This is a genomic window from Iningainema tapete BLCC-T55 (assembly GCF_014698965.1).
In the GTDB taxonomy this organism is placed as follows: Bacteria; Cyanobacteriota; Cyanobacteriia; order Cyanobacteriales; family Nostocaceae; genus Iningainema; species Iningainema tapete.
Window position 1 is genome coordinate 203,078 of sequence record NZ_JACXAE010000126.1, and the last position, 17,503, is coordinate 220,580.

Below are 17,503 nucleotides of genomic sequence, written 5' to 3' on the forward strand. Positions count from 1 at the left end.
GAAGAGAAGAGAGATGATGAAGAGTAATTACGGAAAACACTACGTATTTTTTATTAGGGATGAGTTGCCTAAACCTGAGGCTCATTTGGTTCAGTCTACTAATGCTGCTAATGGTGCAGCTAATTTGGGTTACTCGACTGTTTTGGTTTATCCGTATAAGGGACTAACAAATCTCATTGATTTGGTTCGTCCTTTTCAACCGAGAATGACTCCTGTTACTCTGCTCAAATACTACAACCTCCACGATAAGCTTAAGGTTGCTCCTTTGCCGATGCCTTGGCCTATTGACTATTTTCCCAGTAAGTTCACTGATTCTAATACGATCGCCTCAAAGTATTATCTCCCGTTTCATATCCTGCCGACAACTAAGCTTGTTCACAGTCGTGATTGGAATTTTGTCAAAGCAGCCATTAACAATGGTGTTCCTGCTATATATGAACATCACCACCATGAAAACAAACCGTTTGAAACAGAAGTAGTCAACAGTCCACTTTTTCAAATAGCTGTTACGGTTGCTGATACAATCCGCGCCACTATGATCGAAAATGGAATGTCACCAGAAAAAGTGATTAAGCTGCACAACGGTTATAATCGGCTGTTCATGGAAAGGCAGCCAAAAAAAGCTGCTCAATGGCGCGAAAAACTTTTGGGAGAGAAATATTCACATTTGGTAGTGTATTCTGGAGCGCTACAACAATTTAAAGGTATTGATGTGTTAATTGATGTTGCTGGTGAATGCAAGAGTGTTCAATTTGTCTGTGCAGGTGGAAAGGATAAAGAGGTTGCAGATTATCAGCAATTAGCTCGAGAAAAGCAGGTTGATAACATTAAATTTTTGGGCTACATTTTGCAAGAAGATTTGGCGTCTTTGCTACAAGCTGCTGATATTTTGGCTCATCCTCATTGTTCGGGAAGTGCCGCAACTTTCACTTCTCCTCTCAAGCTGTTTGACTATTTTGCCTCTGGTACTCCTATTGTGGCAACAGAAATTCCTTCTTTGTTGGAGTTTAAGAATACTAAAGCCATTGCTGCTTGGTGCGAACCAGATGACAAGAGCAAATTTGCTCAAGCTTTGCGACAGGTTTTAGAAACTCATCCCCGTCGCCATGAAGGTTATGCAGAAAGTGTTGAGTTTGTCAAGCAGTTTTCTTGGGAAAATCGAGCGGCAAAAATTCTGAGTTATGTAGATGAATCTTTCCACCCACCAATACTTAATTAGGATATGAATAGAAAAGTTGTCGGAATGTTGACGGGATATCCGGGTGTTAACCAAAGCGACTGGCTCTGGCAACAAACACCGCATTTTTTTGGCATTTGGGGTTACATTCAGATGTTGGCGAAAGCGCCAAAGCCAGATTTTTTACTGTTGTATAATTTTGCTGGGATCAGAAAAGAATTTAAAAATAAGTATTGGCTTTTTAAACCAGAATTAAAAAGTATTCCTTACCCAGAAGAGGAGATGCAATCATTATTGCGTGGTGTGCCAAAGGAAAGAATTATCTTTCTTTGGCGAGAGCCACCTTTGGAGGAAATTGTCGAAGCAAATATCACTTGCTACGAATGGGCGAAAGACTACTGTGGTTTGATTTCTGCCCCTGATGATGCTTCTCCCCATCCAAATTATATGCCCGCTATCTGGTATCACTCCAATTCTTTTCGGGAGTTGAACGAAATGGCACCGCCAGAAAAATTACGTAATTGTAGCTGGATTACTTCTGGAGTTAACCGCACGGCTAACCATCGTCAGCGTCTTGATTTCTTGCAGCTGTTACAATCAAGTCAAGTTGATTGTGATTTTTACGGGCGCGATTTGCCAGATTGGGTTAAATCTTCTGGACAATTAGGTAATAAATGGTATGGTATGGCACCGTACTATTATAATTTGGCGATTGAAAATTACGCTGATAACGATTGGTATGTGAGTGAAAAGCTATGGGATGCCCTTCTAGCTTGGTGCTTACCAATTTATTACGGGGGACCTGCGGCTGACAAGTTGTTGCCACCAGGGAGTTTTGTGCGGTTGCCTAGCTGGGATGAAAAGGGTTTAAAGTATATTCAAGAATTAACTGCGACACCAGATGCTTGGTATGCTGCTAAGGATGCGATCGCTGAAGCTAGGCAAATTATCCTACACAAACTCAATCTTTTAGAATGGACTTCTAACTTTGTGAAAAACCACTCCTGATTCCTCTAGCTTGCTTTTCACGCATAAATCTGTAATACAGAAATATTTCTTTGTAGGGAATACTGCGAATCTGCCACTTATATAATTTATCCACAAAATACACCAATTGATCTTTGAAGGGTAGATTCAGCTTTTCCCACTCACAAAGGCGACGCAAGCGTTCATTCTTAATCCCCATGTAATGTAGGTAAGTTAATTTCTTACCTTTGTCGTACAAAAGATGATTTTTCTCTTGAAAATGCGCTGATGTTACACAAACTCCGGTGTTAAAATCGGAGCTTTCATCTAATGTGAAGTTATACAGTGAGAGATTTTTCTTCAAAGTCATGTATGTGAGTTTAATCTGCTCACTTAACCAACTTCTGAAAATCTTGATATCACCGTTGGCGAGTTCTTTAAGAAAATAATCTAAATCATTTTGGGCGATCGCACCTCGTTTAGATGCCCAAAAACCCCCGCAGTGAAAGCGATTTGCTAAAGCCTCTTTGGATTTATAGACATCGTTAAACACTTCAAAAAAATAGTCTACTTCTTTCAACCTAATAGCAGTGGTTCTCTGATAATCATGAACAACAAAATCATATTCATCCAGTTTACTAAAAACATGATCTAGAGATTGAAATACCAAAGTATCCAAATCTAAATATATAAACTTGTCAAAAGGACCATCAAATGCACAATACTTTCTATGCATTGTTAATATTTCAGTTTTCTTCTCACTTACCCCTTCATGAGGATACTTTTCATATAAGTCGTTGAACTCAGTGATAAATTTCTCCCACTTATCTATTGAAGATCGATCTTCAAATAAAAAGAGATTTTTCCTTTGACCAAGTTCTTGTTTGATTAAATCCAATTGATCGTTAAAAGGAATAATACATATAGGTATATCTGGACTATAGTTAACCTCTATACTATTGATCAAAGCTATCAATTGGTCATATACTTTGTCATTTGCTAATAAATAAATGCCCTTCATCATATCTTTTCACTCTTTTCCTCAAACATACATGATAATTGCTGCAGTTTCATTAATTGTACGTAATTACGCTGTATTTTTTTAATTACAATCACGTATAAATTACCATAGGAGTATTATTGCTGAAAGTATTTTTAAGTAATTTGTATTTTTACTGACTTAGACATTGTGATAGTATCAGTCTAACCGACACGTCAAGGGATGTCCAGCGCATTATCATAGTTAAGATACAACTGCAAATTAGTATAAAAAATATTTTTCTGGGCAAGACTTCTCAATTAGAAAGTCAATGAGCTATAACATAAAAAATGAGTAAAATATTGAACACTCATTACCAAACACTTTGTATAAGCTATAACTATAGTGATAGAATTACTGAAAAACTTATTTGTAATCTGGGCAAATAATCCGGGAGTTTTTGGAGGCTTGAATGAGTGAAGGTATTTACATACTAGCTAACGACGTAGTTTACGACCAATTAGTAGCTTTACTCAATAGCATTGAAGCCAACGCTGGAAAAAACTACCCAATTTGCATCATTCCTTATGACGATCGCCTGTCAGCCGTGCAGCGCGAAATTACCAACAGAAGCAATGTAGAAATATTTGCAGATACAGAGGCGATTGCACGTTGGGAAGATTTTTCCACCCAAGTATGGGCAGCACATCCTAACGCCTTCAATATTTGGCAGAAAAATGGTATATCAGGAGTTTATCGCATGGGAATGCATCGCAGGTTTTGCACCTTCGATGGTCCCTTTGATAAATTCATTTATTTAGATGCTGATATTATCGTCCTAAATTCTTTAGATTATATTTTTCAGCAGTTAAATAATAATGAGTTTGTGGTATATGACTTTCAATATAAAGACCTTAGTCATGTATTTAACGTTAATTCTAATCGCTTGTTAAATATTTTTCCCCAATCCCGCCTAGAATCGGAAATATTTTGTGCTGGTTTGTATGCGGGAAGGAAAGGAATATTCAACGAAGAACGACGCAATTATCTATTATCCCAATTAAGACAAGGGGAAGCAGAAATACTATACATGAATGCTCCTGACCAAACTATACTCAACTACATGGTAATGCGGTCAGGAATCACTAGCTATAATTTTGCTCAGCATCTTAGAGAAGATGAAAGAACGGGCTGCTGTGTTACCTCTCCTCATTTTGAAACACGAGATCATATTTTGTATGACAAAGGCAATAGGTTAACTTATCTTCACTATATTGGTTTGTCATCTAAATTGTTTAGCAGTGTATGTGCTGGAGAAAATATCGATTTTCCTTACCGAGAACTTTTCTTGCATTATCGGTATTTACATCAACAAGATTTACGTCCCAAGTTCAAGAGTAAGCCCAAAGCTTACAACGCACCACCCAGTTTAGCTACACGTATTTTAAGAAAGTTAAAATTAGCTCTTTGAGGATGAAGTAATGAAACGGGGAATATACATTATTGCTAATGATAAAGTGACAGACCATGCGATCGCACTACTCAACAGTATCAGATTGTATGACAAAGACACACCAATTGTCATGATTCCATACGATGACAATTACCATAAAATAGCCGATACCCTTACCCAATACTACGGAGTTCAAATCTACGAAGACTTAGACTTCATCGACAGACTATCAAAAAAACTACACGATGTCTTTGGGAGCAAATTTTTTGCCCGCCCCAATCAATTCCGAAAGCAAGCATGTTGGTTTGGACCATTTGATGAATTTTTGTACATAGATACAGATATAGTTGTTTTTGAAAAAATAGTTGATAACCTTAACTACCTGAATACCTATGATTTTATTTGTTGCGACTATCAACATTCAGGTGGAATCACAAATGTATTTACACCCAAAGTTTTAGAAGAAAAAGTATTTACAACAGAAGAAATTAAGGATATTTTCAACGGTGGTTTTTGGGGAGCAAAGAAAAACGTAATCACAGAACAAGACTTGTACGAAACCTTTGCTGAATGTGCCGCCCATCCAGAATACTTTGATTTTTCCCAAAAAACTTCTGACCAACCAATTATAAACTATATGCTACTTAAGCGGATTCCACGCCGCTTTAACATAGTTCGTCGAGAAGGGAAAGCACCAGGTAATTGGGGGGGAAGTCCTCACTTTCAAACACAAGGACACGTACTAATTGATCCCGCAGTTAATCAACCCCTACAATATCTACACTGGGCAGGCATTCGCATTGAACCTGGTTGCCCCTACTGGGAGATTTGGGAACATTACCGCAATCTCAATCCCGCCATCCCACCCGCAGTTTTTCCTACGCCAGTCAAAAAAAGCCAGTGGCAACAAACTGTAGATAACCTCAAAAATCAACTGCGACAAATTAAAAAGCTGTAGAGACGCGAAATACGAAGTCTCTACAACTATTTAAATCATATTTTTTAGTAGGTTGGGTTAAGCGCAGCGCAACCCAACAAAAACCTTGCAATTAAGATGCAAACCACACACTTACCTGTAAGGACTTTTACTGGAAATTATGTAAAGTTTTGTATTTAAGTCGCATAACTCCTTTTTTTAAATTAGATAAACACATAAGCAGTGTAGTAACTCACTTTCCCAGGTAAATACAAGGTAATGTTCACAAAGGTGTTTCTATGTCGGACAATCTTGAAGATCTTTTTGAGAAAAAAGTTAGTAAATTGAAGCAGCAGCAAAGAAAGCGCTTAGTTAAGATAGTTGGGGTGCTTTTACTAATTATATTTATATTTATAGGATTTGCAAATAATACTCGTCTATTTAATAAACCTACACCACCTGTAGTCAAATCACCTTGGCCTTGGAAAGATCGACAGACGATTCATCCCAGTGTTGCCAATATGCCCTCCAAGGTAGAAACAAGTATTAAATCTGTGGCAGAATATATTGCTCAACAGGAGTCAGATCCATACTTACGAATTAAAGCCTTGCATGACTATGTTGTGAGTCGGGTTACTTATGATTTAGATGTGCTGAAAACAGCAAAACGACCTCCTCAAGATGCTGAAACTGTTTTTCACACTCATATAGCGGTTTGCGAGGGTTATGCTAATCTCTTCAGGGCATTGGGGCGATCGCTCAATATGGATGTTGAGTATATTAAGGGAAAAATTCGTAAAGATTTAGCTCCTCTCGACTTAATTCCTCCGACGAAAATAATTTTCAATCCCCAATATGATTGGACACTTCATGCTTGGAATGCAGTCAAAGTTTTAGATAATTGGCAATTAGTTGATACAACCTGGGATGACAGTACTTCATCGGATACTTCATATAATGCAAACTATCTAATGCTTCCTCCGGAAGCAATGATTGTGAGTCATTTTCCCGAACAGTCACATTGGCAACTATTACATCTAACTCAAGACAAGATTGCTTTTGAAAAAAAGCCCATTCTCACACCTGAATTTTTTGCCGAAGAATTAGTGCTAATTTCACCAAATGAACATCAAACAAATGTTCAAAAAGTCGCTGTTATTAGAATTAAAAGTCCGGTAAATTACCAGCAAAAAATTGTAGCTGTCTTTACTAAAACACAAGCCCAATCTTTTTTGGACTTATTTTTACGTAAAAGTAATCAATTTGCTGAAGAAACAAGACGACAAGATCTCAAACTGTGCCAGAGTCAAAGGAATGCACAAGGAGAAACTCAAATCTCCTGTCAGTTTCAAGAACGAGGAGATTATCAAGTTTTTGTGTACAGTATAGGCAGAAAAAATCTTGCCATTGCTCAATTTAAATTTCATGCTGCATAGGTGGGAAGAACAGGGATCGCCAAATCTTACCGAGTGGTACAGAGCGTTCTTCCTGAACAAAAACCAAGAATAAGAGGGCAACTAGCCGTAGGAATGCTGAGATCACAAACAGCCCTAGCAAGCCACCAACACCAGGCACAGTCGCGAGAAAACTACCGATAGTGATTCCCCCTGCCCCAGTGACACCAGCAATCGCCCCCACGATCGCGAAGTAATTCGACTGCTTACGTAGCGGTGCTATTGCCATCATCATATTGTTGGTACACAGGTCTATCGCCGCCCAAGTCGCACCAGTTAGCATGTGCAACAAGGGTAACCAGATCCAAAGGGAAATTTGATCGCTTCCACCGACTAGCCATAATAGAGGTGTCACCGCCACCAAGACTCCCACTAATATTAGGAGCGGGCGATTGCCAATCCTGTCTGCCAGTTTGCCCCACAAAAGCAGCAACAGCATGTTAGCACCAGTTGCTAAGCCGTTATAAATCGTTACCACGCTGATATCTATATTCAGGTTATCCAACAGGTAGAGATTAAAGAAGGGAGCGCTGACGTTAACCCCAAAGCACCATATGCCAATGTAAAGCACAAACTTCAAAAAATTGGTATCTTTGAGGAACCTAAAATCTATTCCCCCAGATTGCGGTTGGGATGTATCTGAATCTGCGACATGTAAAAGCTGCGGGTTCACATCCGTCATCCAGAACTGACTAATCAGACTGACTAGCCCAAACACAATTCCTAGAATCAAGATCGCACCGTAGCCTTGGATCGTTCCACCAGGCCACCTTGATACCACTTGACCTAGCAGTGGCACACTGATCAGAGTCATCAAGCCCAAAAGACTATTGCGAAAGCCAAAATAGCGCCCCCGCAACCGCCGAGGTACTAATACAGCCGTCCAGCCCAACCAGGGAGCACGACCCAAAGCTTCGATGATATTAGTCACCAACATAATTGCCAATGTCAACTGCACCACTTGGTGTCCAGTGATATGAGATGAGGTGACAAACCAAATCGCAGGCACGAGAGTTACCCACAGTAGCCGCGACGGGACGAAAACGAACATGGAAAACCAGTGGAAGCTAGTACTTCGGTCTAGCAAATACGCTCCCAGTGGTTGGAGCAGATTCACCAACTGAGGAATAGAGGCTAAAAGACCAATTTCCACTGGACCAGCACCGAACTCCAGCAAGAAATTACTCAGCAATGCGCCGCTGATGATACTGTAAAAAACCGAAGCGAAGACACTCTCAATAGTTAATGCCTTGAGGCTTGTACGAATTTGCGGTTTGGAAATTTTAATAGCTGGGTTTGAAGTAGAAGGAAATATCGTCTCGGCTATTGCCCTATCCTCTGGGATTTCTTGAATAGGGAGACTCGTTTCTACTTTGATTTCGTCTTCTTGTTTACTGAACATATTATAAGTGCCAATTTTTAAAAAGCTACAGTTAACTTAATTGCTGCTTTCATCGAAGTGCATTTCCGCAGAAAAATCTTTTCAAACATAATTTATTTAAAGCCGTTCAGGGCGAGTATCTCTCAAGATAGCAAGTTAATAAGTAAGTAGATCGGCACGAATACATCGATCTGTGTAAAGAAAAGTAACCTTTATAAATTTTCTTTTAGTAAGCGCTTTAGCGCTTTAGCGCTTACTACAAACCTTTAGTTTTTTACGCCGACTTACTTAAACTCTATAGGAAGCTTCATGAGGATAACCAAACCTGTCACAAAATAATTATTACTCTTATTTACAACACGTTTTTCAACCTGCTTTATTATTGATGAATATATTTATGAAATAATAATTTTCAAATCTAGAGTAATATAAAAGTAATTTTTTACGTATCCTTCTCAAGAGTTATTCTTGGTGTATAATCTATTGTTGCTTTTTAATAAAAATGTTATTTTGGTTTGGCTGAAATTATTGTAAGGTTAATCGTTAACCCTGTAAAGCGTCAAATTGGTATGTAACTTAAAGTGCTGGAACGGCTCAATTTACTATACCAACGTAGCTATAATTACAATTTGCTTTAAAATTACATTTACCTGCTGCTTGTAAAAGATCCATTAATATTTACTAATACTAAAAATTTGGTAACATCCTTATCCACTGATCCCTGGTTGTTAGTACGTAATTAGTAGGCTTTTCAGAGCTAACGCAAGGAAGCACCGTAAATTTATTTACTACGTTAACTGATAGGTAATTTTCAATAGGAAAGGAAGTAGTTAGGGCAAAGTTATTAATATTTTATACACTAGTTTTTGAAAAGACACGCACTTATTTTTCCCGGTTTATTTATTAAAGTTCTATCTTTAGACATATTTGTATTGAACATTACAAATCATCTTAATATTTGACCAATACATTTAGATAGAAATAAATATATCGCTTGATAGAAGGTTAAGTAAACAGTAAGTAGTAATTTAGTTATTGATAGAAATTGTTGTACAGCTAAATAGCCTTAATAGTTTCTAGGCAAACAATCCAACAGCAAAATCTTTTCCAGATAATTATCCCTGCCCTTTTTATTTAAAAATTTATAAAGGGATTTTTTTGCTATGTAATTATCTGATAGAATAAGAGATTTTGTGAAAAATTCTGTTTCCTACAAAAATAAATTTGAGATAACCTATGTCTGGCGAAGCAACTCAAGTAAAAAATAATGGGTTCAGTAATGGTAAGTCAATAAAGATGGTTGAAGCTAAGCTATCGACATTAACTGAGCTACAATCATCAGGTGCATCATCGCATATATCTTTATCCAAAAAAAGCTTTAAAGAAGCCTCTATAGATACGCCTGATATAGTTTGCTTGTCTCATTTGCGTTGGAATTTTGTCTATCAAAGACCACAACATCTTCTAGTTCGTTGCGCTCAAGGACGACGGGTGTTTTTTATCGAGGAGCCGATTTTTAGCAATGAACCATTGGGACGATTGGAAGTAAGCCTTGATCAAAGTGGGGTAATGGTTGTTGTTCCACACTTACCACAAGGTTTGAGTGAGGAGGCGCTAAACGCGGATCTAAAACTGCTGATTGATGGTTTGTTCGCAGAGCATAACATCTGCAAGTACATCTTTTGGTATTACACACCAATGGCGATCGCATTTACACGCCACTTGCAACCACTAGCAGTGGTATACGATTGCATGGATGAGTTGTCGGCATTTAAGGGAGCGCCACCTGCTTTAAAGAACAACGAAGCCGAACTTTTCAAGAGAGCAGACTTGGTGTTTACAGGTGGACAAAGCCTTTACGAAAGCAAGGTGAACCAGCACCTCAACGTCTATCCATTTCCCAGTAGTGTAGATGTAGCGCATTTTGCACAAGCAAGAAATTCCCAGGAAAAAGAACCAGCAGATCAAGCGAATATTCCCCACCCGCGCCTTGGGTTCTTTGGGGTGATTGACGAGCGGATGGATATTGAACTGCTGGCTGGAATTGCCGACGCACGCCCAGACTGGCATTTGGTAATGATTGGACCAGTTGTGAAAATCGATCCGGCTGCTCTGCCACAACGGGAAAACATCTATTATCTTGGTGGTAAAGATTACAAAGATTTACCTCAATATTTAGCAGGCTGGGACTTAGCGATGTTGCCGTTTGCGCGTAACGACGCAACGCGCTTTATTAGCCCAACTAAAACTCCAGAGTATCTTGCCGCAGCTAAGCCTGTCGTGTCTACCTCGATTCGGGATGTAGTGCGTCCCTACGGAGAGTCGAAGCTGGTACGAATTGCCGACACAGTTTCTGAATTTGTCGCCGCCGCAGAACAGGCAATGCAAGAAGACACCCCAGCATCGGGATGGTTGAGTCAGGTAGATGCCTTTTTGGCGCAGAATTCATGGGATCGGACTTGGGGATCAATGATGCAATTGATCGACTCTGCCATCGCTGACCGACAAAATACCACGGTTGACTCTAGTAAAAACGGGTTGGGCGAAGTCAAGACAGATATCCCGCAAGCACCAAACATCATTACCAGAGAGTTTGTATTTGATTACTTAGTTGTCGGGGCAGGATTCTCAGGCAGCGTAATTGCCGAACGGTTGGCAACTCAGTCTGGTAAGAAAGTGCTGGTTGTAGACAAGCGATCGCACATTGGCGGCAACGCTTACGATCATTACGACGATCATGGCATCCTCGTACACAAATACGGTCCCCACATCTTTCACACCAACTCCCGCGAAGTCTTTGAATACCTCTCGCAATTCACTCAATGGCGGGCTTACGAACATCGCGTCCTTGCTAGTGTAGATGGGCAACTTGTTCCGATCCCCATCAACCTCGACACCATCAACAAACTCTATGGAATGAATCTGAGTTCATTTCAAGTCGAGGAGTTCTTCAAATCAGTGGCTGAACCGAAAGAATACATCCGCACCTCAGAAGATGTGGTGGTGAGCAAAGTCGGTAGGGAACTGTATGAAAAGTTCTTCCGGAACTACACTCGCAAACAATGGGGACTCGATCCATCAGAACTCGATAAATCAGTAATTGCCCGGATACCAACTCGTACCAACCGCGACAACCGCTATTTCACTGATACTTACCAGGCGATGCCGCTGCACGGCTTTACTCGGATGTTCGAGACGATGTTGGCACACCCCAATATCAAAGTGATGCTCAACACCGATTACCGTGAAATCGAGAAGGCTATACCTTGCGGCGAAATGGTTTACAGCGGTCCTGTTGATGAATTCTTTGATTATCGCTACGGCAAACTACCGTATCGTTCACTCGATTTCAAACACGAGACGCATAACACGCCAGTGTTTCAGTCAGCGCCAGTCATCAACTATCCGAACGAACACCTTTACACCCGCGTTACGGAGTTTAAGTACCTAACTGGACAGGAACACCTCAAATCTAGCATTGTTTACGAGTTTCCGTCATCTGAAGGAGACCCTTATTACCCTGTGCCGCGTCCTGAAAATCAGGAAATTTACAAGCAATACAAGGCACTTGCTGATGCAACGCTAGGGGTGTATTTTGTAGGCAGGCTGGCAACCTACAAGTATTACAATATGGATCAATGTGTTGCTCAGGCTCTGTCTGTTTACAAGCAAATTGCGGTTAAAGCTTGAGATTTGCTAAGAGCTAATAGCTAATGGCTAATAACTAAGGTCGGACTGATAACAATTAGCTCTTAGCTCTTAGCTCTTAGTAATTAACAATTAGCTATTAACAATTAACAATTAGCAATTATGGCTTTTGTGGAAGTGTGGGCTGGAGTGGAGTGTACTGTTAATCGTGTGGGTGATGAGTATTTTGACCAGTTGGAGAGCAACGGTCATGCCACGCGCTTAAATGACTTGGATTTGTTTGCGGAACTTGGGATACAGGCGATCCGCTACCCGGTGCTGTGGGAGCGAACTGCGCCCAACGGGTTGGAGAATGCTAATTGGGAGTGGGCGGATCGGCGATTGGGGCGGTTACATGAACTCGGCATCCGTCCAATTGTGGGATTGGTGCATCATGGTAGCGGACCGCGTTACACTAGCTTGGTAGATCCAGAATTTCCAGAGAAACTGGCTGCTTATGCCCGTGCGGTGGCTGAACGCTATCCTTGGGTGACGCATTACACACCAGTAAACGAGCCACTGACAACGGCGCGATTCAGTGGAATGTACGGTCACTGGTATCCTCACGGACGGGATGAGTTTACCTTCTGCCGTGCTTTGTTGGGGCAGTGTCGTGGGGTTTCCCAAGCGATGAAGGCGATCCGGCAAGTCAACCCCAACGCAGTTCTGGTGCAAACCGAGGATTTGGGTAAGATTTTCAGTACGCCAAAGCTAAAGTATCAAGCAGAATTTGAGAACGAGCGCCGCTGGTTGTCCTTCGATCTATTGTGCGGTCGAGTATCCCCGACTCATCGGATGTGGGGCCACCTGCGCTATGTTGGCATTAGCTCCTCTGAACTTGAATGGTTTCTGGAAAATCCCTGTCCGCCGGACATCATTGGGATTAATCACTACCTGACGAGCGATCGCTTTTTGGATGAGCGTAAAGAACGCTATCCGACTTCTTCTTATGGCGGCAACGGGCAGGATGAGTACGCGGATGTGGAGGCAGTAAGGGTTTGTGCTGACGGGGCGGCTGGTTCGCGCACCTTGCTACTAGAAGCATGGGAACGCTACAAACTGCCGGTTGCTGTTACCGAAGCTCACCTCGGCTGCACCCGTGAAGAGCAACTGCGCTGGCTTTATGAGGTTTGGAATGGGGCGCTCGAATTGCGAGAGCGGGGTGTAGATGTCCGTGCTGTCACTGCTTGGGCGCTCCTGGGCAGTTATGATTGGAATAGCTTACTAACTCGCTCGGTTGGTTACTACGAGTCAGGCGTGTATGATTTGCGTTCCCCCAGTTCCGTAGCAGAATCGCCACGTCCCAGACCGACAGCAATTGCCAAAATGGTGCGCGATCTATCCACAGGGCGCAAACCAAATCACCCACTACTTGATACACCGGGATGGTGGCATCGGCAACAACGGTTGTTATACGCACCAGTAAGAATAGAGGAGGGGAAGCGCAGTGAGATTTTCTCCCCTGCTTCCCCTGCTTCCCCTGCACCTCTACTCATCATCGGCGCAACAGGAACCCTGGGAAAGGCTTTTGCTCGTTTGTGTGAACTACGGGGCATATCATATCAGTTGCTGTCACGTCCAGATATGGACATTGCCGATTCCTTACAAGTCAATGCTGTTTTGGCTGACTTGAAACCGTGGGCGATTGTGAACGCTGCCGGATACGTGCGGGTGGATGATGCGGAGCGCGAACCTGATATTTGTATGCGGGTAAATGCCACCGGAGCTGCGATTTTAGCTGCTGCTTGCGCTGACCATAACGTGGCACTGCTGACTTTCTCGTCAGACCTGGTATTTGATGGTGCTTTGTTCAACCCTTATATAGAAAGTGATGCCGTTGCCCCTCTCAATGTATATGGACGCAGCAAAGCTTTGGCTGAAAAGCTGGTATTGGAGGTTAATCCTTCATCGCTGGTGATTCGCACTAGTGCATTTTTCGGTCCTTGGGATGATTACAATTTCGTCACTATTGCCCTGCGTCAGCTAAGTGCTGGGAATACTTTTGTCGCAGCGGAGGATGGGATTGTTTCGCCTACCTATGTGCCGGATCTTGTCAATACCAGTCTTGATTTATTAATTGACGGCGAAAGCGGCTTGTGGCATCTGGCTAACAAGGGTGCGATCGCATGGGCTGACTTGGCACGGTTAGCGGCTCAGAGGGCTGGCGTTAGTATCAGTAGTCTAATTGCCCGTCCTACGCAGGAACTTGGTTTAATCGCTCAGCGCCCGATTTACAGCGTTCTTGGTAGTCATCGAGGCGAGTTAATGCCTTCTTTGGACAGTGCAATTGAGCGCTACTTTAGTGACCGTCAAAATTAGTTATTACTTGTTAGTAGTTAGTTGTTGATTGTTGTTTTCCATTAACAATTAACAATTAACAATTAACAATTACCCATGAACCAATTATGTCAACAATTTTAGTAACAGGGGGAGCAGGATACATTGGCTCCCATGCTGTATTAGCTCTAAAAAATGCAGGTTATGATGTCATTATTCTTGATAATCTGTCGAATGGACATCCAGAAGTGGAACAGGTTTTGCAGGTAAAGTTGATTGTTGGTGATATCAGCGATGGCTCTGTTTTAAATCATATATTTACAACTTACAATATAGCTGCGATAATGCATTTTGCTGCCTATATTGCTGTGGGTGAATCTGTCACTGACCCTGCCAAATATTACCGCAATAACGTCGTCGGCACTTTGACGCTACTAGAAGCAATGCTCTCTCATTCCATTAACAAGTTTATCTTTTCTTCTACTTGCGCTCTTTATGGTGTACCCAAGTTTGTGCCGATTACTGAAGACCATCCTCAAGACCCCATCAGTCCCTATGCAACTAGCAAATGGATGGTAGAGCGAATATTATCTGATTTCGATACGGCTTACAATCTCAAGTCTGTCCGTTTCCGCTATTTTAACGCTGCTGGCGCTGACCCTACTGGGTTGCTAGGTGAAGACCATGAACCAGAAACTCACCTCATCCCATTGGTGCTATTTGCTGCTTTGGGTAAGCAGGAATCGATTTCTATTTTCGGCACTGATTACCCTACCCGAGACGGTACTTGTATTAGAGATTACATTCATGTAACTGATTTGGCACAAGCACATGTTTTGGGTTTGCAGTATCTGCTCAAAGGAGGAGAAAGCGAAGTATTTAATTTAGGTAATGGCAGTGGGTTTTCAGTCAGAGAAGTTATACAAACAGCAACACTAAGTACAGGAAAAGAAATCAAAATAGTGGAGCGCGATCGCCGACCAGGCGACCCGCCTATTTTAGTAGGTAGCAGCGACAAAGCTGCGTTAGGTTTGGGTTGGCATCCCCAGTACCCAAACCTTAACCAAATCATCACCCACGCTTGGCAGTGGCATCAAAAACGTCACGGGTAGACCAAAAAAAGTTAGCCATAAATCCTTCTCAAAGCGGGTGCGTTATCTCTAGTTAAGGAGTTTATTACTAAGAAAGAGCTAATAAAAGCCTTATATTGTAGCGCCAATTTACATGTATATAGGTATACAGCAGGAGTAGCATTTGATGACTAAACCAATCGTTCCAACAAAACGGATCGGCAAAAAGTTCATCAACTGGTTGCTCGAAGAAAACCGAAGGGAAAAAGAAGGACCATATCGCAGGGAAGAACCACACCACCAGCATTCTTGGTGGCAGGTTATGTGCTTGACAGGTGTAGATTATTTCTCGACGCTGGGCTATCAACCTGGTATTGCAGCATTGGCAGCAGGCTCTATCTCTCCTGTGGCAACTTTTATTCTAGTTTTGCTGACGCTGTTTGGTGCATTGCCGATCTATCGGCGCGTTGCTGCCAAAAGTCCTCATGGCGAAGGGTCGATCGCGATGCTCGAACACTTGCTCCCTTGATGGCAAGGCAAGCTATTCGTGCTTTGCTTACTTGGCTTTGTGGCAACCGACTTTATTATCACCATTACCCTCTCGGCTGCTGATGCCACCGCCCATATCATTGAAAATCCGCTCGTGTCAAGTCTACTTCACAATCAGCAGATTGGTATTACCTTGGTACTAGTGGCATTGCTGGGTGCAGTTTTCCTTAGAGGTTTCCAAGAAGCTATCGGTATTGCAGTCTTTTTGGTGGGACTTTATCTACTGTTGAACTTCATTATCGTTAGCGTCGGTCTGTATCAGATCCTGAATCAACCATCTGCGATCACTAACTGGCAGAATACACTTTTTGCAAGCCATAGTAACCCTATAATAATGCTTGGTGTAGCCCTCCTGCTATTCCCAAAGTTGGCATTGGGATTGTCGGGCTTTGAAACTGGCGTTGTTGTTATGCCCCTTGTGCAAGGCAGTGGCAGCGACACACCTGAACATCCTACAGGGCGCATTCGGAATACACACAAGCTGCTTACTACTGCTGCGCTGATCATGAGCTTCTTTTTACTCACCAGCAGCTTGGTAACTACTCTACTGATACCAGCAGCAGAATTTCAAGTCGGGGGCAAAGCAAGTGGACGTGCCCTTGCCTATCTATCACATATGTATCTTGGCAATGGCTTTGGCACAATTTACGATCTGAGTACCATCGCCATTCTATGGTTTGCAGGCGCATCTGCAATGGCAGGTCTCCTCAATATCGTACCCCGCTATCTGCCACGATATGGCATGGCACCGAATTGGGCACGGGCAGCGCGACCTCTGGTGTTAGTCTATACAGCTATAGCCTTTGCTGTCACAATTCTCTTCAAGGCAAATGTAGAAGCTCAAGGCGGGGCTTACGCAACTGGTGTGCTGGTGCTGATAACCTCAGCTGCATTTGCTGTTACCCTATCTGCCTATCGCCAGAGAACGGCGAAGCGCGGAACACTTGCCTTTGGAATAATCACGCTGCTGTTTGCGTATACCACTGTTGTCAATATCATCGAGAGATCTGAGGGGATTAGGATCGCTGGGTTCTTCATTAGTGCCATCATCCTTACCTCGCTGGTTTCTCGCGTGTGGCGTTCGACTGAACTACGAGTAGAGCGGATTGAAATTGACGAAACTGCCGATCGCTTCATTGCTGAAGAGAGCCAGGGTGCGGTAAGACTGATTGCTAATCGATTGAATCAAGGCGATGGGCGAGAGTATTTTTTAAAGGAGAAAGAGGTGCGCGAGGACAATCATATTCCGCCCACCGATCCCATTCTCTTTCTAGAGGTTCTGGTATCCGATGCTTCGGATGCCAACATTATTAGAGTAAAAGGGGTGGAGGTTGATGGCTACCGCATCCTGCGTGCCGAAAGTGCAGCGGTACCTAATGCTATTGCTGCCATACTTCTCTATCTTCGCGATCGCACGGGTAAAATACCTCATGCTTATTTTGGCTGGGCAGAGGGCAACCCAATCAAATACTTGCTGCGTTTTATCTTGTTTGGCGAGGGCGATATTCCTGTTGTCACCCGTGAAGTGCTTCGTAAAGCTGAGAAGAATCCCGAGTTGCGTCCTGCCATTCATGTCGGAGGTTAATTTTAACTA

Annotated in this window: 10 protein-coding genes and 1 pseudogene; 9 read left to right on the forward strand and 2 right to left on the reverse strand. The window is 42.3% G+C overall.

Annotated features, from left to right (window positions below; translation table 11 throughout):
* The first annotated feature begins 13 nt into the window (after nucleotides 1–13).
* Together ICL16_RS41930 and ICL16_RS41935 are read left to right on the forward strand one after the other, a co-directional pair.
* Nucleotides 14–1,219 carry a glycosyltransferase family 4 protein gene (locus ICL16_RS41930; protein ID WP_190838092.1) on the forward strand — a complete coding sequence of 402 codons (1,206 nt, stop codon included), beginning with the start codon at nucleotides 14–16 and terminating at the stop codon, nucleotides 1,217–1,219.
* 3 nt (nucleotides 1,220–1,222) lie between these two features.
* Complete coding sequence (locus tag ICL16_RS41935; protein WP_190838094.1) at nucleotides 1,223–2,185, forward strand: glycosyltransferase family 10 domain-containing protein; 963 nt, start codon at nucleotides 1,223–1,225, stop codon at nucleotides 2,183–2,185.
* Here ICL16_RS41935 and ICL16_RS41940 read toward each other — a convergent pair.
* A complete protein-coding gene (locus ICL16_RS41940; protein WP_190838096.1) occupies nucleotides 2,160–3,167 on the reverse strand; it encodes an Npun_R2821/Npun_R2822 family protein in 1,008 nt (335 codons plus the stop codon). The genes ICL16_RS41935 and ICL16_RS41940 overlap by 26 nt on opposite strands.
* A gap of 427 nt (nucleotides 3,168–3,594) precedes the next feature.
* Between ICL16_RS41940 and ICL16_RS41945 the strand changes: the two genes are divergently transcribed.
* The 3 genes from ICL16_RS41945 (at nucleotide 3,595) to ICL16_RS41955 (ending at nucleotide 6,927) form a co-directional block, all read left to right on the forward strand.
* Nucleotides 3,595–4,593, forward strand: a complete 999-nt coding sequence (locus ICL16_RS41945; RefSeq protein ID WP_190838099.1) for an Npun_R2821/Npun_R2822 family protein — start codon at nucleotides 3,595–3,597, stop codon at nucleotides 4,591–4,593.
* A 10-nt stretch (nucleotides 4,594–4,603) separates the two neighbouring features.
* Complete coding sequence (locus tag ICL16_RS41950; protein WP_190838101.1) at nucleotides 4,604–5,533, forward strand: Npun_R2821/Npun_R2822 family protein; 930 nt, start codon at nucleotides 4,604–4,606, stop codon at nucleotides 5,531–5,533.
* A gap of 257 nt (nucleotides 5,534–5,790) precedes the next feature.
* The gene (locus tag ICL16_RS41955; RefSeq protein ID WP_190838103.1) at nucleotides 5,791–6,927 is read left to right on the forward strand and encodes a transglutaminase domain-containing protein; all 1,137 of its coding nucleotides are present in this window, start codon (nucleotides 5,791–5,793) and stop codon (nucleotides 6,925–6,927) included.
* Here ICL16_RS41955 and ICL16_RS41960 read toward each other — a convergent pair.
* Nucleotides 6,908–8,347, reverse strand: a complete 1,440-nt coding sequence (locus ICL16_RS41960) for an MFS transporter (protein ID WP_190838105.1) — start codon at nucleotides 8,345–8,347, stop codon at nucleotides 6,908–6,910. The genes ICL16_RS41955 and ICL16_RS41960 overlap by 20 nt on opposite strands.
* Before the next feature lie 1,215 nt (nucleotides 8,348–9,562).
* On the opposite strand from ICL16_RS41960, the gene glf reads away from it, so the two are divergent.
* The 4 genes and pseudogenes from glf (at nucleotide 9,563) to ICL16_RS41980 (ending at nucleotide 17,494) form a co-directional block, all read left to right on the forward strand.
* Entirely contained in the window at nucleotides 9,563–12,016 is a 2,454-nt protein-coding gene (gene glf, locus ICL16_RS41965) for a UDP-galactopyranose mutase (protein WP_190838107.1), read from the forward strand.
* Between the two features lie 120 nt (nucleotides 12,017–12,136).
* The gene (locus ICL16_RS41970; protein WP_190838110.1) at nucleotides 12,137–14,332 is read left to right on the forward strand and encodes a family 1 glycosylhydrolase; all 2,196 of its coding nucleotides are present in this window, start codon (nucleotides 12,137–12,139) and stop codon (nucleotides 14,330–14,332) included.
* An 86-nt stretch (nucleotides 14,333–14,418) separates the two neighbouring features.
* A complete protein-coding gene (gene galE, locus ICL16_RS41975; RefSeq protein ID WP_190838112.1) occupies nucleotides 14,419–15,402 on the forward strand; it encodes a UDP-glucose 4-epimerase GalE in 984 nt (327 codons plus the stop codon).
* 145 nt (nucleotides 15,403–15,547) lie between these two features.
* Nucleotides 15,548–17,494: pseudogene (locus ICL16_RS41980) on the forward strand (APC family permease).
* Nucleotides 17,495–17,503 lie beyond the last annotated feature (9 nt).

Coding starts and splice junctions, on each gene's coding strand:
- ICL16_RS41935 (WP_190838094.1), top strand. CDS start 1,223: ATGAATAGAAAAGTTGTCGGAATGTTGACGGGATATCCGGGTGTTAAC.
- ICL16_RS41970 (WP_190838110.1), top strand. CDS start 12,137: ATGGCTTTTGTGGAAGTGTGGGCTGGAGTGGAGTGTACTGTTAATCGT.
- ICL16_RS41930 (WP_190838092.1), top strand. CDS start 14: ATGATGAAGAGTAATTACGGAAAACACTACGTATTTTTTATTAGGGAT.
- glf (WP_190838107.1), top strand. CDS start 9,563: ATGTCTGGCGAAGCAACTCAAGTAAAAAATAATGGGTTCAGTAATGGT.
- ICL16_RS41945 (WP_190838099.1), top strand. CDS start 3,595: ATGAGTGAAGGTATTTACATACTAGCTAACGACGTAGTTTACGACCAA.
- ICL16_RS41940 (WP_190838096.1), bottom strand. CDS start 3,167: ATGATGAAGGGCATTTATTTATTAGCAAATGACAAAGTATATGACCAA.
- ICL16_RS41950 (WP_190838101.1), top strand. CDS start 4,604: ATGAAACGGGGAATATACATTATTGCTAATGATAAAGTGACAGACCAT.
- ICL16_RS41955 (WP_190838103.1), top strand. CDS start 5,791: ATGTCGGACAATCTTGAAGATCTTTTTGAGAAAAAAGTTAGTAAATTG.
- galE (WP_190838112.1), top strand. CDS start 14,419: ATGTCAACAATTTTAGTAACAGGGGGAGCAGGATACATTGGCTCCCAT.
- ICL16_RS41960 (WP_190838105.1), bottom strand. CDS start 8,347: ATGTTCAGTAAACAAGAAGACGAAATCAAAGTAGAAACGAGTCTCCCT.